Source organism: Burkholderiaceae bacterium (assembly GCA_024235995.1).
Classification (GTDB): domain Bacteria; phylum Pseudomonadota; class Gammaproteobacteria; order Burkholderiales; family Burkholderiaceae_C; genus Ottowia.
Genome location: JACKLI010000001.1, coordinates 1,514,486 through 1,538,294 on the forward strand (window position 1 = coordinate 1,514,486; position 23,809 = coordinate 1,538,294).

The following is a 23,809-nucleotide window of genomic DNA, read 5'->3' on the forward strand; positions in this document are numbered from 1 at the left end:
GGACGCAAGAAGGAGGCCTTTACCGTGTCAACCGTCGCCACCCGCACCACACTCAACCTTCGGATCAAGCCCGAAGACCGCGGTCTGATCGACCGTGCGGCGCAAGCCTGCGGAAAAAACCGGACCGCGTTTGTCCTGGACGCCGCGCGCGCCGTGGCTGAAAAAACCTTGCTGGATCGGGCCCTGCTCCAGGTGTCGCCGCAGGTCTACGACGCCTTCGTCGCCCGTCTGGACATGCCGCCCAGCCCCAGCGCGCGCCTGCGCAAGACGATGCAGACGCCCGCGCCCTGGGACAAGGCATGACGCTGGGCGCGCCCGAGCCGCTGAGCCCCCGCCACGACGTGAGCGCGTGCCGCTCGGGTGTGGCGTCGCTGGACGCCTGGCTGGCGCGGCATGCCTTGAAGAACCAGGCCAGCGGAGCGTCCCGCACCTTCGTGGTGTGCGCCGGCCGGCGCGTGGTGGCGTGGTACGCCCTGGCGTCCAGCGCGGTCGCGCTGGATGCCGCGTCCGGCCGGTTTCGACGCAACATGCCCGATCCGATACCGGTCGTCGTCCTGGGCCGCCTGGCCATCGATCAGGCGCTGCAAGGGCAGGGGCTTGGCCGCGCCCTGGTGCGGGATGCGGCGCTGCGCGTCGCCCAGGCCGCCGACATCATCGGCGTGCGCGGACTGCTGGTGCACGCCTTGTCCGACTCCGCCAGGGCGTTCTATGAGCGGGTCGGGTTTGACCCTTCGCCGCTCGATCCCATGACCTTGATGATCACGCTGGCCGATTTGCGGGCATCCCTGTAGCGCCGCGGGCATGCCATGCGCCCGGGGGTGCCGGTTCAGCGCACCCGCATGCCAAGCTGCGCGCCGGCGAAGGGCTCCAGCACGTAGATGCCGGGCTGCGCCTTTTCGTCGGCGTGGCTGGCGGCCAGCACCATGCCTTCGCTAACGCCGAACTTCATCTTGCGCGGCGCCAGGTTGGCCACCAGCACCGTCAGCTTGCCCTTGAGGTCTTCGGGCTGGTAGGCGCTGGCGATGCCGGAAAAGACGTTGCGCGTGCGGCCTTCGCCGGCGTCCAGCGTCAGGCGCAGCAGCTTGGTTGAGCCTTCCACGGCCTGGCAATCGACGATGCGGGCGATGCGCAGGTCGATCCTGGCGAAGTCGTCGATGGTGATCGTGGGGGCGATGGCCTCGCCGCCGGGCAGGGTCGCGGTTGCTTCTGTTTCAATAGCTGCTTGCGCTTGTGGGGTGCCGGCTGGAGGCTCGAACAAGGCTTCAAGCTGCTTGGCGTCCACGCGCTGCATCAGGTGCTTGTATTCGCCGATCTGCCAGCCGGCGCCCAGCGGGCGGGCAGCGTCGTCAAAGCCCTCGGGCGGCACCATCAAAAACTGAGCCACCTCGGCAGCCAGCCGCGGCAGGATGGGCTTGAGGTAAATCGTCAGGACGCGGAAGGCCTCGATGCAGGTGCTGCACACGTCGTGCAGGCGTTCGGTTTGGTCGGGCTTCTTGGCCAGCTCCCAGGGCTTGTTGGCGTCCACGTAGGCGTTCACGCGGTCGCACAGCGCCATCGTTTCGCGCACGGCCTTGCCGTAGTCGCGCTGCTCGTACAGCGCGGTGATGTCCGCGCAGGCGGCCTGCAGCGTTTGCAGCAGCGCCGCGCCGTCGGCTGACACGGTGCCCAGGCGCCCTTCGAAGCGCTTGCTGATGAAGCCGGCGGCGCGGCTGGCGATGTTGATGTACTTGCCCACCAGGTCGCTGTTGACGCGGGCCATGAAGTCGTCGGCGTTGAAGTCGATGTCTTCGTTGCGCCCCGACAGCTTGGCCGCCAGGTAGTAGCGCAGCCACTCGGGGTTCATGCCCAGCTCCAGGTACTTGAGCGGGTCCAGCCCGGTGCCACGGCTCTTGCTCATCTTCTCGCCGTTGTTGACGGTGAGAAAGCCGTGCACGAACACGTTGTCGGGCACCTTGCGGCCGCTGAACTTGAGCATCGCGGGCCAGAACAGGGTGTGGAAGGTGATGATGTCTTTGCCGATGAAGTGGTACTGCTCCAGCCCGGGGCGCGCCATGTAGGCGTCGAAGTCCTCGCCACGCTTGCCCAACAGGTTCTTCAGGCTGGCCAGGTAGCCGATGGGCGCGTCCAGCCACACGTAAAAATACTTGCCCGGCGCATCGGGGATCTCGATGCCGAAGTAGGGCGCGTCGCGCGAGATGTCCCAGTCGCCCATCTTCACCGTGCCGCTGGCGTCGGCGTCGATCCACTCGCGCACCTTGTTGGCCACCTCGGGCTGCACGCGGTCCAGCCACTGGCGCAAAAAGGCGATGCAGCGCGCGTCCGACAGCTTGAAAAAGAAGTGCTCGCTGCTTTTCAGCTCGGGGCGCGCGCCGGTCAGGGCCGAATAGGGCTCGATCAGCTCGGTGGGTGCGTACACCGCGCCGCACACCTCGCAGTTGTCGCCGTACTGGTCCTTGGCGTGGCAGTTGGGGCATTCGCCCTTGATGAAGCGGTCGGGCAGGAACATGCCCTTTTGCGGGTCGTAGAACTGCTCGATGGTGCGCGACTCGATCAGGCCGGCGGCGCGCAGGTCCTTGTAGATGGCCTGCGAGATGGCGGTGTTCTCGGGGCTGTGCGTGCTGTGCCAGTTGTCGAAGCCGATCAGAAAGCCGTCCAGGTACTGCTTGCGCCCGGCGGCGATGCCGGCCACGAACTGCTCGGGCGTGACGCCGGCCTTCTCGGCCGCGATCATGATGGGCGCGCCGTGCGCGTCGTCGGCGCCCACGAAGTCGACCGCGTGGCCCTGCATGCGTTGGTACCGCACCCAGATGTCGGCCTGGATGTATTCCATGATGTGGCCGATGTGGAACTTGCCGTTGGCGTACGGCAGCGCGGTGGTGACGAAGAGCTGGCGGGTGGACATAGGGGCGTTCGGGTGCGCGGCAAAAAACCAGCCATTCTATGGACTGCGCGGCCAGCCGAAGAAGCGGCAGATCGCGTCCTGCTGCGCCAGCGCGTCGGCTTCGCCCAGCCGCATCAGCTCGGTGGTGAAGCCGGCCTCGAACATCAGGTAGGTGGCCAGCGCCGAGCTGCGCGCGCTGGGTGCGCCCCCGCGCATGCCCAAAATCGCCATCAGCGTGCGCACCGGGCGTGGCAGCGTGGCGGTGTGGCGTATGGCCACCCGGTCCAGCCGTTGCGAGGGCATGATGGTCAGCAGCTCGATCGGCCGCAGGGCGGATTCGGCGCGGCGCGCCGGCTCGATCAGGCTCAGCGTGTGGTTGATGCGGTGCAGGCGCTCGGCGTCGGCCGTCAGGGTGTCCAGGAAGATGCTGGCCAGCGCATGGTTGGCCACCTGCGCCAGCGAGGGGTAGGCCGGGTCGCCCAGGCCGGCCTCGTCCACCGGCTCGGGCGCGCTGCTGACGCCGACCACCAGCACGCGCTGCGCGCCCAGGTGGATGGCCGGGGCGATGGGCGTGATCTGCCGCATCGAGCCGTCGCCGTAGTAGGCGGCCTGGCCATTGACCTCGATGCGCGTGGCCGGAAACAGCAGTGGAATGGCGGCCGAGGCCATCAGGTGCTCGATGCCGATGGGCGTGCGCACCGCGCGGCGGCGCGCGCGCGCCCAGTCGCTGATCTGCTCCACCGCGTCGTAGAACACCACGTGCTCGCCGCTGCCGTAGCACGAGGTCGTCACGGCCAGCGCGCGCAGATGGCCTTGCCGCAGCAGGCCGGGCAGCCGATCCAGCGGCAGCTGCGCCTGCAGCAGGGCGCGCAGGGGGGCGTTGTCCAGCAGCGAGTGCGGCTGCAGGCCGCGCCAGCGCGGCGACAGCCAGCCCAGCAGCATCAGCGCGAACCAGCGCGCGCTGGCGGCCAGGGCATGCCGGGGCGTGGCGCGATACACCTGCTCGACGTGGAAGTGGCTCCAGAACGCGGCTAGGCGCGCCACCGCGACCTGAAAATGATCGGCCCCGCAGGCCAGCGCCGCCGCGTTGATGGCGCCGGCGGAGGTGCCGACGATGATGTCGAACGGCGCCCCGCCGGCCGGCAGGCCGTGGCGCCGCTGCAGCGCGGCGATGCCCTGCAGCACCCCGGCCTGGTAGGCCGCGCGCGCGCCGCCGCCGCTCAGCAGCAGGGCGGTGCCGGGCCGGGCGGGGGACGGCAAATTCATGGCAGTCATAGGGTCATGGTGCGCCAAACGGGGAGATCGGGCTCGCGGGCAAATAGACTACCCGCTGCTTTCAAAAAAGGTCAATCCATGAGCATTGAGCAACAGGACGTGCAGCAGGCGGTGCAGGCCGTCGTCGATCCGGCCACCGGCCAGGGCCTGCTGGAGCTGGCGCAGCTGAAGAACGTGCAGGTCATGGGCGCCGACGTGTCGTTCGACCTCGAGCTGGGCTATCCGGCCCAGAGCCAGCACGCCGCGCTGCGCCAGGCCCTGGTGGCCGCCGTGCGTGCGCTGCCGGGCGTGGGCAACGTGTCGGTGCACATCGCCACCCGGGTGGGCGCGCACGCCGCGCAGCGCGGGCTGCCGCTGCTGCCGCAGGTCAAGAACATCGTGGCCGTGGCCTCGGGCAAGGGCGGCGTGGGCAAGAGCACCACCACCGCCAACCTGGCGCTGGCGCTGGCCGCCGAGGGCGCGCGCGTGGGCGTGCTGGACGCCGACATCTACGGCCCCAGCCAGCCCATCATGCTGGGCATCCGCGGCCGGCCCGAAAGCCGCGACGGCAAGAGCATGGAGCCCATGAACGGCCACGGCCTGCAGGTCATCTCGATCGGCTTTCTGGTCGACCAGGACCAGGCCATGGTCTGGCGCGGACCCATGGCCACGCAGGCGCTGGACCAGCTGCTGCGCCAGACCCACTGGCACGACCTGGACTACCTGATGGTCGACATGCCGCCGGGCACGGGCGACATCCAGCTCAGCCTGAGCCAGCGCGTGCCGCTGGCCGGCGCGGTCATCGTCACCACGCCGCAGGACATCGCGCTGGCCGACGCGCGCAAGGCGGTGACCATGTTCGAGAAGGTCGGCGTGCCCATCCTGGGGCTGGTCGAGAACATGGCCGTGCACGTGTGTTCCCACTGCGGCCACGCCGAGCACATCTTCGGGGCCGATGGCGGCAAGCGCTACGCGGCCGAGAAAGGCCTGGACTACCTGGGCGCGCTGCCGCTGGCGCTGTCCATCCGCGAGCAGGCCGACTCGGGCACGCCCACGGTGATGGCCGAGCCCGAGGGCGACGTCGCCGCCACCTACAAGCAGATGGCGCGCCAGATGGCGGTCGAGCTGGCGCGGCGCACGCGCGACGCGACGGGCAAGCTGCCGACGATCACCCTCTCGCGCGACACCTGATCGGCCGTCCATACCTTGGAGTTGGTCGTCATCAAACGTCAGGATTAGTGCCAAAGTGTAATTGTTTGCAGGGGTGTTTTGTCGTAGGGTACGCACCCTGGACAAAAGTCTCGCCCCATGAACTCGTTTGACTTCCGATCGCTCGCGGACTGGACCGGCCCGGTGACCGTGGACGGCTCGGTGGTGGCGGCGGCACTGGTGCTGCTGGTGTTGGCGCTGGCGTGGCTGTGGTGGCCGCGCAAGGCGCGCCCGGCGGCCGAGCAGCACGTCGACGCAGCGACGCGCTTTGCCGCCATGGCGCCCCTCAACGAGGAGCAGGTGGCGCTGCTGCGTTATCTGCATCGGGCCTTTCCGGAAGGGGCGGTGCTGTTCCGCCCGCTGCTGCGGCGCTTTCTGACGGTGCGCGCCGGCCCGGACCGCGGCGCGGCCCGGCGGTGGCTCGATCACGCACGCGTCGACTTCCTGCTGTGCGACGAGCAAGGCCAGCCGATGTACGCCTTCGAGGTCGACCTGCTGCGCACGCGCGACGACCCGCTGGTGCAGCGCCGCCTGGCCGAAAAGAACCACGCGCTGCGTACCGCCGGCATCCGCCTGATCCGCTTCAAGGGCGCGCTGTCGAGCTGGCCGCAGCCCGAGGTGCTGCGCGAGCGCGTGCTGGCCGCGGCGCGGCCCACGCCCTCGGGCTTTGGCGCCAGCGGCTACGCCAACTCCGGCTTTGCGCCGTCGGGGTTCACGCCCTCGGGCTTCGAGGGCTCGCAGTGGGGGCGCGGCGCCGGCACGACGCCGTCGGGCGCGATGGGCCTGACCGGCCTGGCATCGGCCGATCAGGCCAATCCCTGGCAGACCGTGCGCAAGCGCTCCTGAATGTTCAGCGCGCGGCCTGCTCGCGCTCGCGCAACCGAAAGCGCTGGATCTTGCCGGTGGCGGTCTTGGGCAGTTCGCTGATGAACTCGATCTGGCGCGGGTACTTGTAGGGCGCCAGCCGGGTCTTGACGAAGGCCTTGAGCTCGTCCTCGGTGGCCGCCGCGCCGGCTTTCAGCGTGACGAAGGCCTTGGTCTTGGTCAGGCCGTCGACGTCCGCCACCCCGATGACGGCCGCCTCCAGCACCGCCGGATGCTGCACCAGCGTGGCCTCGACCTCGAACGGGCTGACGTACACGCCGCTGACCTTCAGCATGTCGTCGCTGCGCCCGCCGTAGGTGTAGCTGCCGTCGGGGTTGCGCACGTACTTGTCGCCGCTCTTGGTCCAGCCGCCCTGGAAGGTCTCGCGCGTCTTGGCGCGGTTGCCCCAGTACATCATGGCCGCGCTGGGGCCCTGGATGTACAGGTCGCCCGGCTCGCCGTCGGGCACCGGCTGGCCGTTGTCGTCGCGCAGCTCCACCGCGTAGCCCGGCACCGGCCAGCCGGTGCTGCCATAGCGCACCTGCTCGGGCCGGTTGGACAGGAAGATGTGCAGCATCTCGGTGGAGCCGATGCCGTCTACGATGTCGACGCCGAAGTGCGCCTTGAAGCGCTCGCCCAGCTCGGCCGGCAGCGCCTCGCCGGCCGAGGACACCAGCCGCAGCGCCACCTGCCCGCGCGCCGGCAGGGCCGGGTCGGCCAGCATGCCGGCAAAGCCCGTGGGGGCGCCGTAGAACACCGTCGGCCTGAGGCCGGCCACGCCGCCGGTCAGGCGCTTGAAGGTGGCGGCGGGCGTGGCGCGCTCGGCCATCAGCAGGGTGGTGGCGCCCACGCTCATGGGGAAGGTGAGGGCGTTGCCCAGGCCGTAGGCAAAGAACAGCTTGGCCGCCGAGAAGCACACGTCGTCCTCGCGCAGCTGCAGCACGCCCTTGGCGTACAGCTCGCAGGTCCAGTAGGGGTTGGCGTGCGAGTGCACCGTGCCCTTGGGCCGGCCGGTGGAGCCGCTGGAGTACAGCCAGAAGGCCGGGTCGTCGGCCTGGGTGGCCGCGGGCTTGGCCAGCGGCGCGTGCGCGGCGACGAAGGCGCTGAAGTCGATCTGCCCCGGCTGCAGGGGCGCCAGCGGGTGCGAGACGATGACGCGCTGCACCTCGTGGTCGCTCTTGACCATGGCGGCCGTGAGCGTGGGCAGCAGCGCGCCCGACACCAGCACCGCCTGGGCGCGCGAGTGCTCCAGCATGTAGGCGTAGTCGTCGGCCGTCAGCAGGGTGTTGACGGCCACCGGCACCAGGCCGGCGTACAGGCTGCCCAGGAAGGCCACCGGCCAGTCCAGCCCGTCGTGCATCAGCAGCAGCACGCGCTCCTCGCGGCGCAGCATCAGGCCCAGCAGGCCGGCGGCCAGGCCGCGCACGCGTTCGTCGAGCTGGCCGTAGCTCAGGGCGCCGCCGTCGTCGGCAAAGGCGGTCTTGGCGGGGCGCTGGGCGTTGGCGGCCAGCAGGTGGGCGGCGAAGTTGAAGCGCTCGGGCGGCGCGGCGACGGTGGGGGCGGTCATGCAAGGGTCTCCGGGCGGGGCCGATGGCGGCTGCCCCGCGGTGCACAATGAATTATTGTGCTGGCGATCTTACATGCAATAAAATGCATGTCAAGAATCGGCCTGCCGCATATTGGCCCAGGAAATCTCGCATGAACACCACGCCGACCGACCTCGCGGTTGCCACCGCGTCCGAGCCCGAGTCCCGCCACCCGTTCCTGCTGGCGCTGGGCGAGCGCGTGCGCGAGCAGCGCGCGCGCCGCGGCATGACGCGCAAGGCGGTGGCGCTGGCGGCCGACGTCTCCGAGCGGCACCTGGCCAACCTGGAATACGGCATGGGCAATGCCTCCATCCTGGTGCTGCTGCAGGTGGCGCGGGCCCTGCAGTGCGAGCTGAGCGAGCTGCTGGGCGACGTGACCACCTCCTCGCCCGAGTGGCTGCTGATCCGCGAGCTGCTGGCCGGCCGCGGCGAGGCCGAGCTGCGCCAGGCGCGCGAAACGCTGGGCCACCTGTTCCAGGACCCGGGCGCGGCGCGGCGCGCGCGCGGCACGCGCATCGCGCTGATCGGCCTGCGCGGGGCGGGCAAGTCCACGCTGGGGCGGCGGCTGGCCGAGGACCTGGGCTACGCCTTCATCGAGCTGAGCCGTGAGATCGAGCAGTTCGCCGGCTGCGGCATCCACGAGATCCACAACCTGTACGGCACCCACGCCTACCGCCGCTACGAGCGTCGCGCGCTGGAGGAGGCCCTGCAGATTTATCCCGAGGTGGTCATCGCCACCCCCGGCGGCCTGGTGTCCGACGCGGCCAACTTCAACCTGCTGCTGGAGCACTGCCTGACCATCTGGCTGCAGGCCTCGCCGAACGACCACATGGCGCGCGTGGCGGCGCAGGGCGACATGCGCCCGATGGCGGCCAGCGCCGAGGCGATGGAAGACCTCAAGCGCATCCTGGTTGGTCGCTCGGCCTTCTACGCCAAGGCCGACCTGCGCCTGGACACCAGCCAGGGCAGCGAGGAGGAGGTGTTCGCGCGCCTGCGCCGGCTGGCGCGCCAGGCCATCGGCCAGCCGGTTTGAAAAAATGCATTAAATTGCATTGACGTGGGTGAAAACATGCACTATGATGCATTTATCGCTCGGGTCAAATGCCAGCCAGGCCCGGGTTTTCCAAGGTTGCCGCCCAACTTCATCCAGGAGCCCTCGCCGTGAACGCCCCCTTGCCCGATCCCAAGGTCGACTACCGCACCGATCCCAGCCGCTACCACCACGTCAAGCTGTCCTTCGACGGCGCCGTCGCCACGCTGGCGATCGACATCGACGAGGACGCGGGCATCCGCCCCGGCTACAAGCTCAAGCTCAACAGCTACGACCTGGGGGTGGACATCGAGCTGCACGACGCGCTGCAGCGCATCCGCTTCGAGCACCCCGAGGTGCGCAGCGTCGTCGTCACCAGCGGCAAGGACCGCGTGTTCTGCTCGGGCGCCAACATCTTCATGCTGGGCCTGTCCAGCCACGCCTGGAAGGTCAACTTCTGCAAGTTCACCAACGAGACGCGCAACGGCATCGAGGACAGCAGCCGGCACAGCGGGCTGAAGTTCATCGCCGCGCTCAACGGCGCCTGCGCCGGCGGCGGCTACGAGCTGGCGCTGGCCTGCGACGACATCGTGCTGGTGGACGACCGCAGCTCTTCCGTCAGCCTGCCTGAGGTGCCCCTGCTGGGCGTGCTGCCCGGCACCGGCGGCCTCACGCGCGTGACCGACAAGCGCCACGTGCGCCATGACCGGGCCGACATCTTCTGCACCACCAGCGAAGGCGTGCGCGGCCAGAAGGCGGTGGACTGGCGCCTGGTGGACGCCATCGCCAAGCCGGCGCAGTTCGCGGGCTTCGTTGCCGAGCGCGCCGCCCGATGGGCCGCATCCAGCGACCGGCCGGCGTCCGGCAAGGGTGTTCTGCTACCCAAAGTGGAGCGCACCGAATCCGCCGACGCCCTGGCCTACACCCACGTCGGCGTGGCCATCGACCGCGCCCGGCGCGTTGCCACCCTGACGGTCAAGGCGCCCCAGGGCGCGCAGCCGGCCGATGTGGCCGGCATCGAGGCGGCCGGCGCCGCCTGGTGGCCGCTGGCCATGGCGCGCGAGCTGGACGACGCCATCCTGCACCTGCGCACCAACGAGCTGGACATCGGCACCTGGCAGCTCTTGACCGAGGGCGACGCGGCGGCCGTGCTGGCCAACGACGCGCTGATGCAGGCCCACGCCGGCCACTGGTTCGTGCGCGAGACGCTGGGCATGCTGCGCCGCACGCTGGCGCGGCTGGACGTGTCCTCGCGCAGCCTGTTCGCGCTGATCGAGCCGGGCTCGTGCTTTGCCGGCACGCTGGCCGAGCTGGCCTTCTGTGCCGACCGCAGCTACCAGCTGGCGCTGGCGGACGAGCCGGCCAAGGCGCCGCGCCTGACGCTGGCCGAGTGCAACTTCGGCAGCTACCCCATGGTCAACGGCCAGTCGCGCCTGGCGCGCCGCTTTTATGAAGAAGAGGCCCCGCTGGCCGCCGCCCGCGCCGCCATCGGCCAGGCGCTGGACGGCGCGCAGGCCGAGCAGCTGGGCCTGGTCACCGCCGCGCCCGACGACATCGACTGGGACGACGAGGTGCGCATCGCGCTGGAGGAGCGCGCCGCCATGAGCCCCGACGCCCTCACCGGCCTGGAGGCCAACTTGCGCTTCGCCCAGAAGGAGAACATGCTGACCCGCATCTTCGGCCGCCTGACCGCCTGGCAGAACTGGATCTTCCAGCGCCCCAACGCCGTCGGCGAGCACGGTGCGCTCAAGGTCTACGGCAAGGGCGACAAGGCCCGGTTCGACTGGAACCGCGTCTGACGGCATGCGCCCCGCCGGATTCAAGCAAAAAATGGCTGCAGCCCCGGTCAATCATGCGCAAGCAGCTATTCATTTCATAGTCATCGGTTCGTCTTTCGATTCCATCAGGAGACCCTCATGAGCAGCATCAACTACAGCGACAAGATCCCCAACAACGTCAACCTGTCCGAGGATCGCACGCTGCAGCGCGCGCTCGAGAGCTGGCAGCCCGACTACCTGAAGTGGTGGCAGGACATGGGCCCCGATGGCTCGCACGGCTTCGACGTCTACCTGCGCACCGCCACCAGCGTCGATCCGCAGGGCTGGGCGCACTTCGACTACGTCAAGATGCCGGAGTACCGCTGGGGCATCTTTTTGAACCCCGCTGAGCAGGACCGCAAGATCCACTTCGGCGACCACCTGGGCGAGGCCGCCTGGCAGGACGTGCCCGGCGAGCACCGCGCCAACCTGCGCCGCATCATCGTCACCCAGGGCGACACCGAGCCGGCCAGCGTCGAGCAGCAGCGCCACCTGGGCCTGACGGCGCCCAGCCAGTACGACCTGCGCAACCTGTTCCAGGTCAACGTCGAGGAAGGCCGCCACCTGTGGGCCATGGTCTACCTGCTGCACAAGTACTTCGGCCGCGACGGCCGCGAGGAAGGCGAGGCGCTGCTGGAGCGCCGCAGCGGCCAGGAGGACAACCCGCGCATCCTGCAGGCCTTCAACGAGAAGACGCCCGACTGGCTCTCCTTCTTCATGTTCACCTACTTCACCGACCGCGACGGCAAGTTTCAGCTGTGTGCGCTGGCCGAAAGCAGCTTCGATCCGCTGGCGCGCACCACGCGCTTCATGCTGACCGAGGAGGCGCATCACATGTTCGTCGGCGAGTCGGGCGTCAGCCGCGTGATCCAGCGCACGGTGGACGTGATGAACCAGCTCAAGACCGACGACGTGCAAAAGCTGCGCCACGCCGGCGTGATCGACCTGCCCACGCTGCAGCGCTACCTGAACTTCCACTTCAGCGTCACGATCGACCTGTTCGGCGCCGACGAGTCCAGCAACGCCGCCACCTTCTACAGCACCGGCCTGAAGGGCCGCTTCGAGGAAGGCAAGCGCCAGGACGACCACATCCTCAAGGGCCAGCACTACAAGGTGCTGAACGTGGTGGATGGCAAGCTGCAGGAGAAGGACGTGCCCATGCTCAACGCCCTCAACGAGGTGCTGCGTGACGACTACATCAAGGACTCGGTGGGCGGCGTGACGCGCTGGAACCGCGTGATCGAGAAGGCCGGCATTCCCTTCCGCCTGACGGTGCCGCACAAGGCCTTCAACCGCCGCATCGGCGCGCTGGCCGGCGTGCGCGTCAGCCCCGAGGGCCAGGTCGTGAGCGAGGCCGAGTGGAACGCCAAGGCGCGCGACTGGCTGCCCACCGTCGAGGACCGCGCCTACGTCACCAGCCTGATGGGCCGCGTGGTCGAGCCCGGCAAGTTCGCCGGCTGGATCGCCCCGCCGGTGATGGGCATCAACCGCCAGCCGGTGGACTTCGAGTACGTGCGCTTTAATTGATGGACCACCCCCAAGCTGCGCGGACTTCGTTCCGCTTCGCTTCCCCCCTGCAAGGGGGCGCACCCAGTGACCGGGGGAACCCCGGCCACGGGTGCCCGCGCATGGCCTGCTCCGCGGCCATCGGGACCTAACAGAATTGATTATGGACACCCGAACCGACACCACGCTGCTCAAGCAGCACCTGATCGACCCGGCCATCTGCATCCGCTGCGGCGCCTGCGAGGCGGCGTGCCCCATCCAGGCCATCTCGCACGACGCCAACAACTACGTCGTCGATCCGTCCATCTGCGAGCAGTGCCTGGCCTGCATCCCGGGTTGCCCGACCGGCGCCATCGACAACTGGCGCATGGTGCCCACGGCACGCGCCTATGCGCTGGACGAGCAGTTCGGCTGGTTCGAACTGCCCGAGGAGCTGACGCCGGCGCAGCTGGCCGAGTCCGGCGCCGAGGTGCCGGACGACGCGGCCACGGCGGCCGGCGACGCGCCGCAGACGCTGGCCCAGGCCGAGGCGGCGCTGGCCGTGGAGCCGGCCGGCGACGGCGCCTTTGCCAGCCCCGCCGCCGGCAGCTACACCGCGCGCACGCCGCCCTGGTCGGCCGCGCACGCCTACGTCAACCTGTACGGCGCGCGCGCCGCGCAAAAGACGGTGACCGCCACCTGCGTGGGCAACGTGCGCGTCACCGAGGTCGGCAAGGACTACGACACGCACCACGTCATCCTGGACTTCGGCGCCATGCCCTTCCCGGTGCTGGAGGGCCAGTCCATCGGCGTCATCCCGCCCGGGCAGGACGCGCGCGGCCAGCCGCACTTCGCGCGCCAGTACTCGGTGGCCAGCGCGCGCAACGGCGAGCGGCCGGGCTACAACAACGTCTCGCTCACCATCAAGCGCGTGCTGCAGGACTACGAGGGCAACCCGGTGCGCGGCGTGGCCAGCAACTTCATGTGCGACCTGAAGGTGGGCGACCGGGTCGAGGTGATCGGGCCCTTCGGCTCCACCTTCCTGATGCCCAACCACCCGAAGAGCCACATCGTGATGATCTGCACCGGCACCGGCAGCGCGCCCATGCGCGCCATGACCGAGTGGCGCCGGCGCCTGCGCAAGAGCGGCAAATTCGAGGGCGGGCGCCTGCTGCTGTTCTTCGGCGCGCGCTCCAAGGAGGAGCTGCCCTACTTCGGCCCGCTGCAAAGCCTGCCGCGCGACTTCATCGACATCCACTTCGCCTTCAGCCGCACCCCCGGCCAGCCCAAGACCTACGTGCAGGACCGCCTGCGCGAGCGCGCCGCCGACCTGGCGCCGCTGCTGCAGGACGCCAACTGCTTCTTTTACGTGTGCGGCCTCAAGGCGATGGAAAGCGGGGTGATGCAGGCGCTGCGCGACGTCGCGCAGGGCGCGGGGCTGAACTGGACCGAGCTGAGCGAGCGCCTGAAGAAGGAAGGGCGCCTGCACCTGGAGACCTACTGATCCCCCCCGCCGAAACTCACTTGGTCAGGATCAGCTTGCCCTGGCGCGTGGCCTGCAGGCGGTACACCGCGCCGTTGTGGCGGATCTCCACCGTCCGGCGCCCCTGCAGCAGGGCTTCGCTGGGCAGCGGTGCGGCCGCATCGTCGCGGCCCGCAGCAATGGGCGGCGACTGTGGCGGAGGTTGCGGCGGCGCGGCAGGAGGGGTCACGCGCGGCGCCTCAGGGCCGTGGCGGCTCGGTGATGAAGCCGATCTTCTGGATGCCGGCCTGCTGCGCCGCGGCCATGGCCTGGGCCACGCGCTCGTAGCGCACGTCGCGGTCGCCGCGCAGGTGCAGCTCGGGTTGCGGCTGCTGCCGGCCGGCGGCCTGCAGGCGCGCGGCCAGCTGTTCGTCGCTCACGGCCTTGTCGTCCAGCCAATAGCTGCCGTCGGCCTTCACCGTCAGGCGCAGCGTCTGCGGCTGGACCACTTCCTTGTCGGCGCTGGCGCGCGGCAGTTGCACGTCGACGACGTGCTTCATCACCGGCACGGTGATGATGAAGACGATCAGCAGCACCAGCATCACGTCGATGAACGGGACCATGTTGATCTCGCTCATCACGTCCTCGTGCTCGTCGGCGATGAATCCGGCCATGATTTCAACCCTTCTTGATGGGCAGCACCTTGGGGTCGCTGGCGCTGACGCCCACGCGCGCGCCGGTCACGTAGTAGGCGTGCAGGTCGTGCGCAAAGCGCCCCAGCCTGAGCTGGATGTGCTTGTTGCCGCGCACCAGCGCGTTGTAGCCCAGCACCGCCGGGATGGCCACGGCCAGGCCCAGCGCGGTCATGATCAGCGCCTCGCCGATCGGGCCGGCCACCTGGTCGATGCTGGCCTGGCCGGCGCCGCTGATGCGCATCAGCGCGTGATAGATGCCCCACACGGTGCCGAACAGGCCGACGAAGGGCGCGGTGGAGCCCACCGAGGCCAGCACGGCCAGGCCCTGCTGCAGCCGGGCGGTGCTGTAGTCGATGCTGCCCTGCAGCGCGCGCGAGATCCAGTCGCTGGCGTTCAGCGAGTCGTGCAGCTGCGCCTGCGTGGCGCGTTGGTGGGCGGCGGCCTCGCGCCCGTCGAGGGCGAGCTGCCGAAACGGGTTGTCGGCATCAGGGCCCAGCTTGGACAGGCCCTCGGCCATGTCGCTGGAGTGCCAGAAGCCCTCCACCCGCGCGGCCTGGCGCTTGGCGCGCACGACGCCCAGCGCCTTGACGAGGATGACCACCCACGAGACCAGCGACATGAACACCAGCACCGCGAACACGCTGCGCGTGACCAGGTCGCCCTGGCTCCACACGTGAATCAGACCGAAGGGGGTTTCCATGTCGACTTACTCCAGAACGAAATTGATGGGGACGTTGAACCACATGGCCTCGGGCACGCCGCCGCGCGTGCCGGGCACGTAGCGCCAGCGGTCGCGCGCGGTCTCCAGCGCCACCCGGTCCAGCCGGTCGTAGCCGCTGGACTTTTGAACGTGCGCCTCGCGCGCCCGGCCGTCGGTGCCGATCAGCACGCGCACCACCACGCGGCCGGATTCGCCCAGGCGGCGGCTCATGGCGGGGTAGGCGGGGGCTGGGTTGTTGAGGTAGGCCGCCTTGGACGAGGGCTGCACCACCGCCGGGGGCGCTGGCGCGGCCGCAGGGGCGGCGTCGGCCTGGGCCGGGGCCGGTGTTGCGTCGGCCGCCGGGACGGAAGGCGGGGGCGCTGCCGCCATCACGGGCGCGGTGGGCGCGGCCTCGGCCACGGCCAGCGGCTGGGGCGTGGCGGCCGGCGCGGGTGTGTGCTGAACCTTGCGCGGCGCCGGCTGCGCCACCGGATGCGGCTTGGGCGCCGGCATGGGTGGCGGCGCGACTGCGGGCGCGGGTGCTGGCGTTGGGGCGGCAGCTACGGCCGGCGGCGGCGCCACGAACTCGGCCAGCAGCTGCGCCGGCACCACCACCTCTTCGGGCGGGCGTTGCAGCAGGCCAGCCTGCAAGGCCCACAGCGCCGCGCCGTGCAGGGCGATGACGACGCCCACGACCACGGCGTTGCGGCCGAGCGCGGGCAGCGTGGGCATGGCGGAAGGGGCGAGGGCGGTCAAGGTGAAGAACAATCGTCGGTGCGCGGCAGCACGTTCGCGCTGGGGTGCGCGCCCGAGCTCGCGGCAAAGGGGCGGCTCAGCGGCGCAGCACCCAGGCCAGCGCACCCACCACGAGGATCAGGGCGCCCAGGGTGGGAATGATGGCCGAGAGGTGCATGCCGGCGCCTTGACGGGGATCAAGACTCGTCAGGCACGCGCCCAGGCCGTGCCGTCCTGGTTCTGGGCCTGGGTCAGCGCCGCGACCGGCCGGGCCGCGTTGCATTGCTCGACCAGCTCGCGCGCGCAGCGCTCGCACGAGCCGCAGCAGGTGGCCACGCCCAGCTCGAGCTGGAGATCGTCGAAGCTCATGCCGGCACGGACGTGGCGGGTGATCTCGCGGTCGGAGATGCGGTTGCAGACACAGACGATCATGGCGGGGCTCACAACATCAATCAGCGAGCCCCGATCTTAAATGAGAATGAATCTCATTGCAACCTTTTGCGGCCCCACCGGCAGGCTTCAGCCGTGCCGCACGGCCACGGTCTTGAGCGTGGTAAAGCCGTACAGGGCCTCGAAGCCCTTCTCGCGCCCGTAGCCCGACGACTTGTAGCCGCCAAAGGGCAGCTCCACCCCGCCGCCGGCGCCGTAGTTGTTGATGAACACCTGCCCGCTCTGGACGCGCCGCGCCATGCGGAACTGCCGTGCGCCGTCGCGCGTCCACACGCCGGCCACCAGGCCGAAGCGGGTGGCGTTGGCCAGCTCCACCGCGTGGTCCTCGTCGCGGAAGGGCATGGCCGACAGCACGGGGCCGAACACTTCCTCCTGCGCCACGCGGTGCGCCACCGGCACGTCGGCCAGCAGCACGGGGGCCTGGTAGAAGCCGCTTTCGGGCGCCTCGTCCACCACGCGGCCCTCGGCCACGGTGGCGATGCCGGCGGCGTGCGCGTCGCTCAGAAAGTCCCACACGCGCTGCTGCTGGCTGGCGCGGATCAGCGGGCCCAGGTCCAGGTCCATGGCCGCCGGGCCCACGCGCAAGGCCTGGAAGGCGCTGGCCAGCCGCGCCATCAGCGGTTCGTAGATCGCCTGCTCGATCAGCACGCGCGAGCCGGCCGAGCAGGTCTGCCCGGCGTTCTGCACGATGGCGTTGATGACCACTGGGATGGCGGCGTCCAGGTCGGCGTCGGCAAACACGATCTGTGGGCTCTTGCCGCCCAGCTCCAGCGTGACCGGGCAGTGGCGCTCGGCGGCCACCTGCTGGATCAGCGTGCCCACGCTGGGGCTGCCGGTGAAGCTGATGTGGTCGATGCCCGGGTGGCGCGCCAGCGCGTCGCCCACCTCGTGGCCGTAGCCGGTGACGATGTTGATGGCGCCGAGCGGAAAGCCCACCTCGGCTGCCAGCTGCGCCACGCGGATCAGCGATAGGCAGGCGTCCTCGGCTGGCTTGACCACGCAGCAGTTGCCCGCCGCCAGCGCGCCGCCCACGCTGCGGCCGAAGATCTGCATGGGGTAGTTCCACGGGATCACGTGGCCCGTCACCCCGTGCGGCTCGCGCCAGGTGAACACGCTGTAGCCGTTTTGATAGGGGATGGTGTCGCCGTGCAGCTTGTCGCAGGCGCCGGCGTAGAACTCGAAGTAGCGCGCCAGCGCCGCCGCGTCGGCCGCGGCCTGCTTGGTGGGCTTGCCGCAGTCGCGCTGCTCCAGCGCGGCCAGCTCGCCGGCATGCTCGGCCACCTTGTTCGACAGCGCCATCAGCAGGCGCCCGCGCTCGGCGGCGGCGAGGCGCGACCACGGGCCGTCGAAGCAGGCCCGCGCCGCCTGCACGGCAGCGTCGATGTCGCGCGCGTCGCTGCGCTGGATGTCGTCGAAGGGCTGGCCGTCGGAGGGGTCGAGCACCGGCAGGGTGCGGCCGCTGGCCGAGGCGACGGACTGGTTGGCGATGAAGTTCAGTTGCATGCCATCATTGTGCGGCAGCAGGCGCACCGGTGATGACCGGGTGAGAATGGGGCGCCATCGCCTCCGGCGCGCGCCATGTCCACCCCCTCGCCCTCCACCGCCCGCCTGCCCACCGCCATCTGGGCGCTGGGCCTGGTCAGCCTGCTGATGGACGTCTCGTCCGAGATGATCCATGCGCTGCTGCCGCTGTTCATGGTGGACGCGCTGGGCATGAGCGTGGCGCTGGTGGGCCTGCTGGAGGGCCTGGCCGAGGCCACGGCGCTGCTGCTGAAGGTGTTCTCGGGCGTGATCAGCGACTGGTTTGGCCGGCGCAAGCCGCTGGCGCTGCTGGGCTATGGGCTGAGCGCCGTGACCAAGCCGTTGTTTGCCCTGGCGACGGGGCCGGGGCTGGTCTTTACCGCGCGGCTGCTGGACCGCGTGGGCAAGGGCATCCGTGGCGCGCCGCGCGATGCGCTGGTGGCCGACCTGGCGCCGCCCGAGCAGCGCGGGGCGGCTTTCGGGCTGCGCCAGGCGCTGGACACGGTGGGCGCGTTCTTGGGGCCGCTGCTGGCCACCGCGCTGATGCTGCTGTGGGCCGACAACTTTCGCGCCGTGTTCGTGGTAGCGCTCGTGCCGGCGCTGCTGTGCCTGCTGGTGCTGGCGCTGGGCGTGCAGGAGCCGGAGTCGCCGCATGCCGCGCGCCGCGCCAACCCGATTGCCAGGGCCAGCCTGCGGCGCCTGCCGGCAGCGTACTGGTGGGTGGTGGGCGTGGGCGGGGTGTTCACGCTGGCGCGCTTTTCCGAGGCCTTTCTGGTGCTGCGCGCCCAGCAGGTGGGCGTGGGCCTGGCGCTGGTGCCGCTGGTGATGGTGGCGATGAATGCGGTCTATGCCGCGAGCGCCTATCCGTTCGGCAAGCTGGCCGACCGCGTGGCGCCGCGCACGCTGCTGGCGGTGGGGCTGGCGGTGCTGATCGCCGCCGACGGCGTGCTGGCGGTGGGCACGCATTGGAGCGGGCTGCTGCTGGGCGTGGCGCTGTGGGGCGTGCACATGGGCATGACGCAGGGCGTGCTGGCGGCGATGGTGGCGGGCAGCGCGCCGGCCGACCTGCGCGGCACCGCCTTCGGCTTTTTCAACCTGGTGAGCGGCGGGGCCATGCTGGCCGCCAGCGTGGTGGCGGGTTCGCTGTGGGAATGGCTGGGCCCCGCGTGGACCTTTGGCGCGGGCGCTGCCTTCAGCGCGCTGGCGCTGCTGGGCCTGGCGGCCTGGGTGCGGAGCGCCGCGCCAGGATGACGAGCACTCCCATGCTGACGCCGCACTGCACCGCCAGCGCGGCCAGATACATCCACACGTCGGCCAGCGGCGCGCCCATCTGGTTGACGCGCAGCGAGGCCTGGATGCCCAGCGTGCTGGGGATCAGCCAGCGCAGCGCCTGCAGCAGCGGGGGCAGCGCCTCGTCCGGCCATGGCACGCCCGAGAGAAAGAACATCGGCAGGGCCGTGAACAGCAGCACCTGCAGGGCGCGCTCGCGGTCGCGCACCAGGCAGCCGATGACCAGGCCCAGCGCGCACACGGCCGGCACGTACAGCAGCAACAGCAGGGCGGCGGCAGGCGGATTGCCGCCGCGCGGGTAGTCCTGCAGGAAGAACACCCAGCCGAAATAAAACGCGCCGCTGGCCAGGCCGATGCACGACAGGCCGGCCACGCGCCCCAGCCAGGCCGCGGGCGTGGCGCGCAACTGCTGGCTCTCGGCCCAGCCGCCCACCAGCATGGCGGCGCCCATCAGCAGCGTCTGCTGCAAAATCAATAGCGCCACGGCGGGCACCACGTAGCTGCCGTAGCCCTCGGTGGGGTTGAACAGGGCGGCGGCCTGCAGGTTGAGCGGGCTGCGCGCCGCGGCCGCCTGCGCGGGGCCCAGGCCGCCGGCCTGCAGCTTGCGGATTTCGACCCCGGCCGAGACGGTGCCCACGGCCTGGGAAAAGCCGGTCAGCACCGCCTTGTTGAGCAGGGTGTAGGCGCCGTTGCCTTCGATCGGCACCACCGCCGGCTCGCCGCGCAGCACGCGGCGCCGCAGGTCGGGCGGCAGCAGCGCGTAGCCCTCGATGCGGCCTTGCCACAGCAGCTGGCGCGCCTCGTGCTCGTTGGCGGTGACGCGCACCAGCTGCAGGTGCGGATCGGCGGCGGCAAAGCGGGTGATCTGGCGCGACAGGCTGCTGTTGTCCTGGTCGACCAGCGCCACCGGCACGCGCGTGACGGCCTGGGTGCTGTAGGGCCAGGGGTAGAAGAAGCCATACACCACCGGCGCCGCCAGCAGGATCAGCAGCACGCCCTTGTCGCGCAGCACGGCCAGCAGGGTGGCGCGCCATGCGGCCCCAAAGCGCGCGCGCGCCCGTTCGGCGATGCGCAGGCGGCGCCGCGCGGACATGCTCAGCGCGCCCCCCAGCGCTTGGGTTGCCGCGCGGTGCGCGCCAGCAGCGCCGCGCTGGCGCCCAGCAGCAGCGCGCCGGCCAGCGCCATCGCCAGCGGCGCGGCCAGCGAGTCGGCCAGCGGCGCGCCGATCTGCAGCTGCGCGGCCTGCACCCGCGCGTAATGCGTGTAGGGCAGGGCCAGCGCCCAGGCGCGCGCCGGCGCCGGCATGGCCGCCAGCGGAAAGCCCATGCCGCCAAAGGCAAAGGCCGGCGCGCTGATGAAGCCGGTGGCCGACAGCGCCATGCGCAGCGAGCGCGTGAGGGCGGCAAAAAAAGCGCCCAGGGCGATGGACAGCGCGATGAAGACGGCCAGCGCGGCCAGCGTCCAGCCGAGCGAGCCGGCCGGGCTCCAGCCGCGCCCCAGCGCAAGCCACGCCAGGCCTGCGCCGCCCACCCCGCTCAGGCCCAGCCATGCGGGCAGCAGCTTGCCCAGCAGGGCCGCCAGCGTGCGGCGCGGGCGGGGGGCTGGGCCCAGCCAGCCGCCCAGGCTGCGATCGCGCAGCTCGCAGCCCACGGCCCAGGCGCCGGCGGCCATGGCCATGATGTGCAGCAGCGCCGGAATGAGGGCGACGGTGAGGAACTGCTCGTAGTTGCCGGCCGTGTTGAACAGGCTGACCAGGGTGGTGCGGATCGGCTCCATGCTGGTGCGGGCGAAGGCCATGGGCTCGCCGCGCTTGTTGCGCGCCGTCAGTTCGATGCCGGCGGAGACGGTGCCGACGACGGTGCGCACGTCGCGCTGGATCAGGCCCGAGTGCGTGCCCAGCTGGGCGTTGTGCAGCAGGACGACGGTGGCCGCCCGGCCCCGCTTGACGCGCTCGGCCAGCCCCCGCGGCAGCTGCACCGCGGCGTGCACGCGGCCATTGCGCAGGGCGCGGTCCATCTGGCCTTCGTCGGCGTAGCGCTCGATCACGCGAAGGCCGGGCGTGGCGTCAAGCCAGCGCGCGATCTGCCGCGAGATGGCCGACTGGTCCTGGTCGAGCACGCCGATCGCCAGGCGCTCGGGCAGGCCGGCCGAAAAGATCCACCAGATCAACGCGCAGCCGAGCAGCGGCAGCCAGGTGATGAAAGCTAGGTCCCACGGGCGCGCCGCCAGCCGCGCCAGCTCGCGCCGCAGGCTCGGGATGAAGCCGGGTTGATCGGGCATGAGGCCCTACTGCACCAGCACGCTCATGCCGGGTCGCGCGCCGGCGATCGGCTCGGTGGGGCGGGCGCGCACCTCGAACGTGCGCACGTCGAAGCCGGCGCCGCCGCGCGTGGCGCGCCAGGTGGCGAAGTCGGGCAGCACGGCGTTGTAGAACACCTTGAAGCGGGCGTGGCGCGCGTTCTTGTCGCCGTCGGTCAGCGCGGGCAGGGTGGCGTCGAACGTCTGCCCCGGCGCGAAGCGCGCCAGCTGGTCCTCGCGCACGTTCAGCACCACCCACTGGTCCTGCAGGTCGACCACGGTGACCACCGCCACGCCCTGCGGCCACAGCTCGCCGGGCTTGGCCAGCACCTTGGCCACCTCGCCGCCCACGGGGCTGCGCAGCTCGGTCTCGGCCTGGGCGGCCTGCACCTCCGCCACCACGCCGGCCACCTGGCGGGCCTGGGCGTTGGCGGCGGCCCGGTCCTCGGGGCGGGCGCCGGCGCGCGCCATGTTGTATTGCGCCCTGGCGGCGGTGGCGGCGTCGCGCGAGGCCTTCCAGTTGGCCTCGGCCTCGTCGCGTTTCTGCTCGGCCACCAGGCCGTCGCGCGCCAGGTTGGCCACGCGCTGGTACGACGTGTGCGCCAGCTGGGCGGCGGTTTCGGCGCGCTGCCACTGCATGCGCGCCATCTCCACCTCCTGCGGGCGCGCGCCGTGCTCGGCCTTTTGCGCCACGGCCTGCGCGGCCTGCTCGGCGGCGCTGGCCTGCTGCAGCTTGGCGCGCACCTCGGGGCTGTCCAGGCGCACCAGCAGCGCGCCGGGCTCGATGCGCTCGCCCTCGTGTACGGCCATCTCCAGCACGCGCGCCGTCACCTTGCCGGCGATGTCGGTCTCGCGCGCTTCCATCTGGCCTTGCAGCAGCTCGGGGGCGGGGCGGGTGGCCTGCCACAGGCCCCAGGCCAGCAGGGCCAGCACGCCCAGCAGCACGAGCAACGCGACGGGTTTGCGCAGGGAGGTCTTCATTTTGGGGCAGGTGCGTCAAGAGTGGGCACGCGGATGTCGGCGCGGGCGATGTAGGCGGGGAACTGCTCCGACAGGCCAGCGGCCTCCAGCAACTGGGCCAGCGCCTGCACATAGTCGTTGGCGGCCTGGGCGCGCTCGGTCAGCACCTTGGCCTGGTTGGTTTCGGCGTCGATCAGCTCCAGCGTGGTGCTGGTGCCTTCGCGCAGGCCGGTGGCGCGCAGGCGCAGCACCTCGGCGGCCAGCGCCACGGCGCCGTCCATGTCCAGGTATTGGCGGCGCGCGGTGTCCACGGCGCGCCAGTGGCGCTCCACCAGCAGGGCCAGGTCGCTGCGCAGCTGGGCGTCGGCGCGCTCGGCCTGCTCGACCTTCTTGAGCGAGGCGGCCTCCAGCGCGTCGCGGTCGAGCGAGTCGTACAGGGTCCAGCGCACGCCCAGGCCGACGGCCCAGTCGGCGTTGCCGGTCTTGAGCTGGCGCGAACCGAAGGCGACGACCTGCGGGCGGCGCAGCGCCTCTTCACCCTCGTGCAGGCGCTCGGCCTGTGCCTTCTTGGCCGCCACCTTGCCGATGCCGGGGTGGCGCGTGAGCGCGGCATCGATGAAATAGGGCAGCGGCTCGATCGGCTGGCTGATGACGAACAGCGGCGTTTGCGGCGTGACGCGCCCGTCAAAGCCCACGGTGCGCGCCAGCGCCGCGGCGGCCAGTTCGGCGTCGCTTTCGGCCTTGCGGGCGTTGCGCCGCGCCTCGTCCAGCGCAGTGCTGGCTTGCAGGCGCTCGACGCGGGCGATCACGCCTTCGGCCAGCATCCTGGCGGCGGCCTGGTCATGCCCGGCCGTGGCGCGCTCGGCCTGCGCGCGCAGCTCGGCCGCGCGCCGCGCCAGCTGCGCGCCGAAGTAGCGCTGCACCAGCAAGCTGTCCTGCTGCTGGCCGGTGAGCCGGCTGTCGGCCTCGGCCTCGCGCTCGCGGGCGGCGAACAGGCCGCGCGCCGCGTCGGTGGCGCCGCCGGTGTAGATCGGCCACACAGCGGCCACGGACGCGTGCGTGCCGCTGGCATGCCGGTTGAGCGTGTAGCTGCTCGGCAGTTGCGGGACCGGCACGCGCCCGACCAGGTTTTGCGCCCAGCTGGGCAGGGCAGCGTTGATCTGGCCCAGGCCCTGGTTGAGCGGGTCCAGGTCGAGGCCGAGGTTGGCGTTGTAGGCGTAGGCCATGCCGGTGAGGGCCACCGAAGGGCCGCCCAGGTGCTGGAGCGCCTGGGTTTGCAGCTGCGCCGCCTGCTCGCCGGCGCGGCTGGCGGCCAGCTGCTCGGAGTGCTCCAGCAGGCGGGTGCGGGCGGCGTCGAAACTCAGGGGGGTGGCGTCCTGCGCCCAGGCGCCGGGCGCCAGCAACAGGGCAACGGCCAATGGCGCTGCGCGGAGGCATCGATCGGGGCGCGCCAGCGCGCGCGGCTTGGCCAGGGCGACGAACATGGTGGAACAGGCGAGAGGGCAATGACGATGGGAGGAACGTGATTGTCCGACTTCACTGTTGCCGGTTTCTGCATGCATTGTTGCCGGA

22 protein-coding genes are annotated in these 23,809 nt (G+C 70.9%); 9 read left to right on the forward strand and 13 right to left on the reverse strand.

Going from position 1 to position 23,809, the window contains the following annotated elements:
* The first annotated feature begins 24 nt into the window (after window positions 1-24).
* Together H6927_07325 and H6927_07330 are read left to right on the forward strand one after the other, a co-directional pair.
* Window positions 25-303: a DUF1778 domain-containing protein gene (locus H6927_07325; GenBank protein MCP5217912.1), complete on the forward strand. Its 279-nt coding sequence runs from the start codon at window positions 25-27 to the stop codon at window positions 301-303.
* Window positions 300-791, forward strand: a complete 492-nt coding sequence (locus H6927_07330) for a GNAT family N-acetyltransferase (protein MCP5217913.1) — start codon at window positions 300-302, stop codon at window positions 789-791. The genes H6927_07325 and H6927_07330 overlap by 4 nt, the downstream gene beginning before the upstream one ends.
* A gap of 35 nt (window positions 792-826) precedes the next feature.
* On the opposite strand, the gene metG is transcribed toward H6927_07330, so the two are convergent.
* Complete coding sequence (metG, locus tag H6927_07335; GenBank protein ID MCP5217914.1) at window positions 827-2,902, reverse strand: methionine--tRNA ligase; 2,076 nt, start codon at window positions 2,900-2,902, stop codon at window positions 827-829.
* A gap of 36 nt (window positions 2,903-2,938) precedes the next feature.
* Entirely contained in the window at window positions 2,939-4,156 is a 1,218-nt protein-coding gene (locus H6927_07340; protein MCP5217915.1) for a patatin-like phospholipase family protein, read from the reverse strand.
* A gap of 78 nt (window positions 4,157-4,234) precedes the next feature.
* On the opposite strand from H6927_07340, the gene apbC reads away from it, so the two are divergent.
* Window positions 4,235-5,326: an iron-sulfur cluster carrier protein ApbC gene (gene apbC, locus H6927_07345; protein ID MCP5217916.1), complete on the forward strand. Its 1,092-nt coding sequence runs from the start codon at window positions 4,235-4,237 to the stop codon at window positions 5,324-5,326.
* A gap of 117 nt (window positions 5,327-5,443) precedes the next feature.
* A complete protein-coding gene (locus H6927_07350; GenBank protein ID MCP5217917.1) occupies window positions 5,444-6,190 on the forward strand; it encodes a DUF2726 domain-containing protein in 747 nt (248 codons plus the stop codon).
* Between the two features lie 4 nt (window positions 6,191-6,194).
* On the opposite strand, the gene H6927_07355 is transcribed toward H6927_07350, so the two are convergent.
* Complete coding sequence (locus tag H6927_07355) at window positions 6,195-7,775, reverse strand: benzoate-CoA ligase family protein (protein ID MCP5217918.1); 1,581 nt, start codon at window positions 7,773-7,775, stop codon at window positions 6,195-6,197.
* A gap of 131 nt (window positions 7,776-7,906) precedes the next feature.
* Between H6927_07355 and H6927_07360 the strand changes: the two genes are divergently transcribed.
* The 4 genes from H6927_07360 to boxA all read left to right on the forward strand — a co-directional run bounded on the left by H6927_07360 (window position 7,907) and on the right by boxA (window position 13,630).
* On the forward strand, window positions 7,907-8,827 hold the full coding sequence (locus H6927_07360) for a helix-turn-helix transcriptional regulator (GenBank protein ID MCP5217919.1): 921 nt from the start codon (window positions 7,907-7,909) through the stop codon (window positions 8,825-8,827).
* Window positions 8,828-8,895: 68 nt separating this feature from the next.
* Window positions 8,896-10,623 carry a benzoyl-CoA-dihydrodiol lyase gene (locus tag H6927_07365; protein ID MCP5217920.1) on the forward strand — a complete coding sequence of 576 codons (1,728 nt, stop codon included), beginning with the start codon at window positions 8,896-8,898 and terminating at the stop codon, window positions 10,621-10,623.
* Window positions 10,624-10,740: 117 nt separating this feature from the next.
* Entirely contained in the window at window positions 10,741-12,168 is a 1,428-nt protein-coding gene (boxB, locus tag H6927_07370; protein ID MCP5217921.1) for a benzoyl-CoA 2,3-epoxidase subunit BoxB, read from the forward strand.
* 142 nt (window positions 12,169-12,310) lie between these two features.
* A complete protein-coding gene (gene boxA / locus H6927_07375) occupies window positions 12,311-13,630 on the forward strand; it encodes a benzoyl-CoA 2,3-epoxidase subunit BoxA (GenBank protein ID MCP5217922.1) in 1,320 nt (439 codons plus the stop codon).
* A gap of 16 nt (window positions 13,631-13,646) precedes the next feature.
* Here boxA and H6927_07380 read toward each other — a convergent pair whose 3' ends face one another.
* From H6927_07380 to H6927_07405, 6 genes are all read right to left on the reverse strand, one after another.
* Window positions 13,647-13,838 (reverse strand): hemin uptake protein HemP, encoded by a 192-nt coding sequence (locus H6927_07380; GenBank protein MCP5217923.1) that lies wholly within the window; start codon window positions 13,836-13,838, stop codon window positions 13,647-13,649.
* A gap of 10 nt (window positions 13,839-13,848) precedes the next feature.
* On the reverse strand, window positions 13,849-14,262 hold the full coding sequence (locus H6927_07385) for a biopolymer transporter ExbD (GenBank protein ID MCP5217924.1): 414 nt from the start codon (window positions 14,260-14,262) through the stop codon (window positions 13,849-13,851).
* A gap of 4 nt (window positions 14,263-14,266) precedes the next feature.
* Window positions 14,267-14,983 (reverse strand): MotA/TolQ/ExbB proton channel family protein, encoded by a 717-nt coding sequence (locus tag H6927_07390; GenBank protein ID MCP5217925.1) that lies wholly within the window; start codon window positions 14,981-14,983, stop codon window positions 14,267-14,269.
* Window positions 14,984-14,989: 6 nt separating this feature from the next.
* Entirely contained in the window at window positions 14,990-15,715 is a 726-nt protein-coding gene (locus tag H6927_07395) for an energy transducer TonB (protein MCP5217926.1), read from the reverse strand.
* A gap of 210 nt (window positions 15,716-15,925) precedes the next feature.
* Complete coding sequence (locus H6927_07400; protein ID MCP5217927.1) at window positions 15,926-16,150, reverse strand: (2Fe-2S)-binding protein; 225 nt, start codon at window positions 16,148-16,150, stop codon at window positions 15,926-15,928.
* A gap of 87 nt (window positions 16,151-16,237) precedes the next feature.
* Complete coding sequence (locus H6927_07405; protein MCP5217928.1) at window positions 16,238-17,671, reverse strand: aldehyde dehydrogenase family protein; 1,434 nt, start codon at window positions 17,669-17,671, stop codon at window positions 16,238-16,240.
* Between the two features lie 75 nt (window positions 17,672-17,746).
* On the opposite strand from H6927_07405, the gene H6927_07410 reads away from it, so the two are divergent.
* Window positions 17,747-18,940, forward strand: a complete 1,194-nt coding sequence (locus H6927_07410) for an MFS transporter (GenBank protein MCP5217929.1) — start codon at window positions 17,747-17,749, stop codon at window positions 18,938-18,940.
* Here H6927_07410 and H6927_07415 read toward each other — a convergent pair.
* The 4 genes from H6927_07415 to H6927_07430 are packed head-to-tail and all read right to left on the reverse strand — an operon-like array spanning window position 18,882 to window position 23,721.
* Window positions 18,882-20,072: an ABC transporter permease gene (locus H6927_07415; GenBank protein ID MCP5217930.1), complete on the reverse strand. Its 1,191-nt coding sequence runs from the start codon at window positions 20,070-20,072 to the stop codon at window positions 18,882-18,884. The two genes, H6927_07410 and H6927_07415, sit on opposite strands and share 59 nt — an antisense overlap.
* Window positions 20,073-20,074: 2 nt before the next feature.
* Entirely contained in the window at window positions 20,075-21,259 is a 1,185-nt protein-coding gene (locus tag H6927_07420; GenBank protein MCP5217931.1) for an ABC transporter permease, read from the reverse strand.
* Between the two features lie 6 nt (window positions 21,260-21,265).
* Entirely contained in the window at window positions 21,266-22,258 is a 993-nt protein-coding gene (locus tag H6927_07425) for an efflux RND transporter periplasmic adaptor subunit (GenBank protein MCP5217932.1), read from the reverse strand.
* A complete protein-coding gene (locus H6927_07430; GenBank protein ID MCP5217933.1) occupies window positions 22,255-23,721 on the reverse strand; it encodes a TolC family protein in 1,467 nt (488 codons plus the stop codon). Before H6927_07430 ends, H6927_07425 begins: the two co-directional genes overlap by 4 nt.
* Window positions 23,722-23,809 lie beyond the last annotated feature (88 nt).

Excerpts from the sequence above, each read along its gene's own strand:
- H6927_07330 (MCP5217913.1), top strand. The coding sequence starts at position 300 with ATGACGCTGGGCGCGCCCGAGCCGCTGAGCCCCCGCCACGACGTGAGC.
- metG (MCP5217914.1), bottom strand. The coding sequence starts at position 2,902 with ATGTCCACCCGCCAGCTCTTCGTCACCACCGCGCTGCCGTACGCCAAC.
- H6927_07340 (MCP5217915.1), bottom strand. The coding sequence starts at position 4,156 with ATGACTGCCATGAATTTGCCGTCCCCCGCCCGGCCCGGCACCGCCCTG.
- apbC (MCP5217916.1), top strand. The coding sequence starts at position 4,235 with ATGAGCATTGAGCAACAGGACGTGCAGCAGGCGGTGCAGGCCGTCGTC.
- H6927_07350 (MCP5217917.1), top strand. The coding sequence starts at position 5,444 with ATGAACTCGTTTGACTTCCGATCGCTCGCGGACTGGACCGGCCCGGTG.
- H6927_07355 (MCP5217918.1), bottom strand. The coding sequence starts at position 7,775 with ATGACCGCCCCCACCGTCGCCGCGCCGCCCGAGCGCTTCAACTTCGCC.
- H6927_07360 (MCP5217919.1), top strand. The coding sequence starts at position 7,907 with ATGAACACCACGCCGACCGACCTCGCGGTTGCCACCGCGTCCGAGCCC.
- H6927_07365 (MCP5217920.1), top strand. The coding sequence starts at position 8,896 with ATGCCAGCCAGGCCCGGGTTTTCCAAGGTTGCCGCCCAACTTCATCCA.
- boxB (MCP5217921.1), top strand. The coding sequence starts at position 10,741 with ATGAGCAGCATCAACTACAGCGACAAGATCCCCAACAACGTCAACCTG.
- boxA (MCP5217922.1), top strand. The coding sequence starts at position 12,311 with ATGGACACCCGAACCGACACCACGCTGCTCAAGCAGCACCTGATCGAC.
- H6927_07385 (MCP5217924.1), bottom strand. The coding sequence starts at position 14,262 with ATGGCCGGATTCATCGCCGACGAGCACGAGGACGTGATGAGCGAGATC.
- H6927_07390 (MCP5217925.1), bottom strand. The coding sequence starts at position 14,983 with ATGGAAACCCCCTTCGGTCTGATTCACGTGTGGAGCCAGGGCGACCTG.
- H6927_07395 (MCP5217926.1), bottom strand. The coding sequence starts at position 15,715 with ATGCCCACGCTGCCCGCGCTCGGCCGCAACGCCGTGGTCGTGGGCGTC.
- H6927_07400 (MCP5217927.1), bottom strand. The coding sequence starts at position 16,150 with ATGATCGTCTGTGTCTGCAACCGCATCTCCGACCGCGAGATCACCCGC.
- H6927_07405 (MCP5217928.1), bottom strand. The coding sequence starts at position 17,671 with ATGCAACTGAACTTCATCGCCAACCAGTCCGTCGCCTCGGCCAGCGGC.
- H6927_07410 (MCP5217929.1), top strand. The coding sequence starts at position 17,747 with ATGTCCACCCCCTCGCCCTCCACCGCCCGCCTGCCCACCGCCATCTGG.
- H6927_07415 (MCP5217930.1), bottom strand. The coding sequence starts at position 20,072 with ATGTCCGCGCGGCGCCGCCTGCGCATCGCCGAACGGGCGCGCGCGCGC.
- H6927_07420 (MCP5217931.1), bottom strand. The coding sequence starts at position 21,259 with ATGCCCGATCAACCCGGCTTCATCCCGAGCCTGCGGCGCGAGCTGGCG.
- H6927_07425 (MCP5217932.1), bottom strand. The coding sequence starts at position 22,258 with ATGAAGACCTCCCTGCGCAAACCCGTCGCGTTGCTCGTGCTGCTGGGC.
- H6927_07430 (MCP5217933.1), bottom strand. The coding sequence starts at position 23,721 with ATGTTCGTCGCCCTGGCCAAGCCGCGCGCGCTGGCGCGCCCCGATCGA.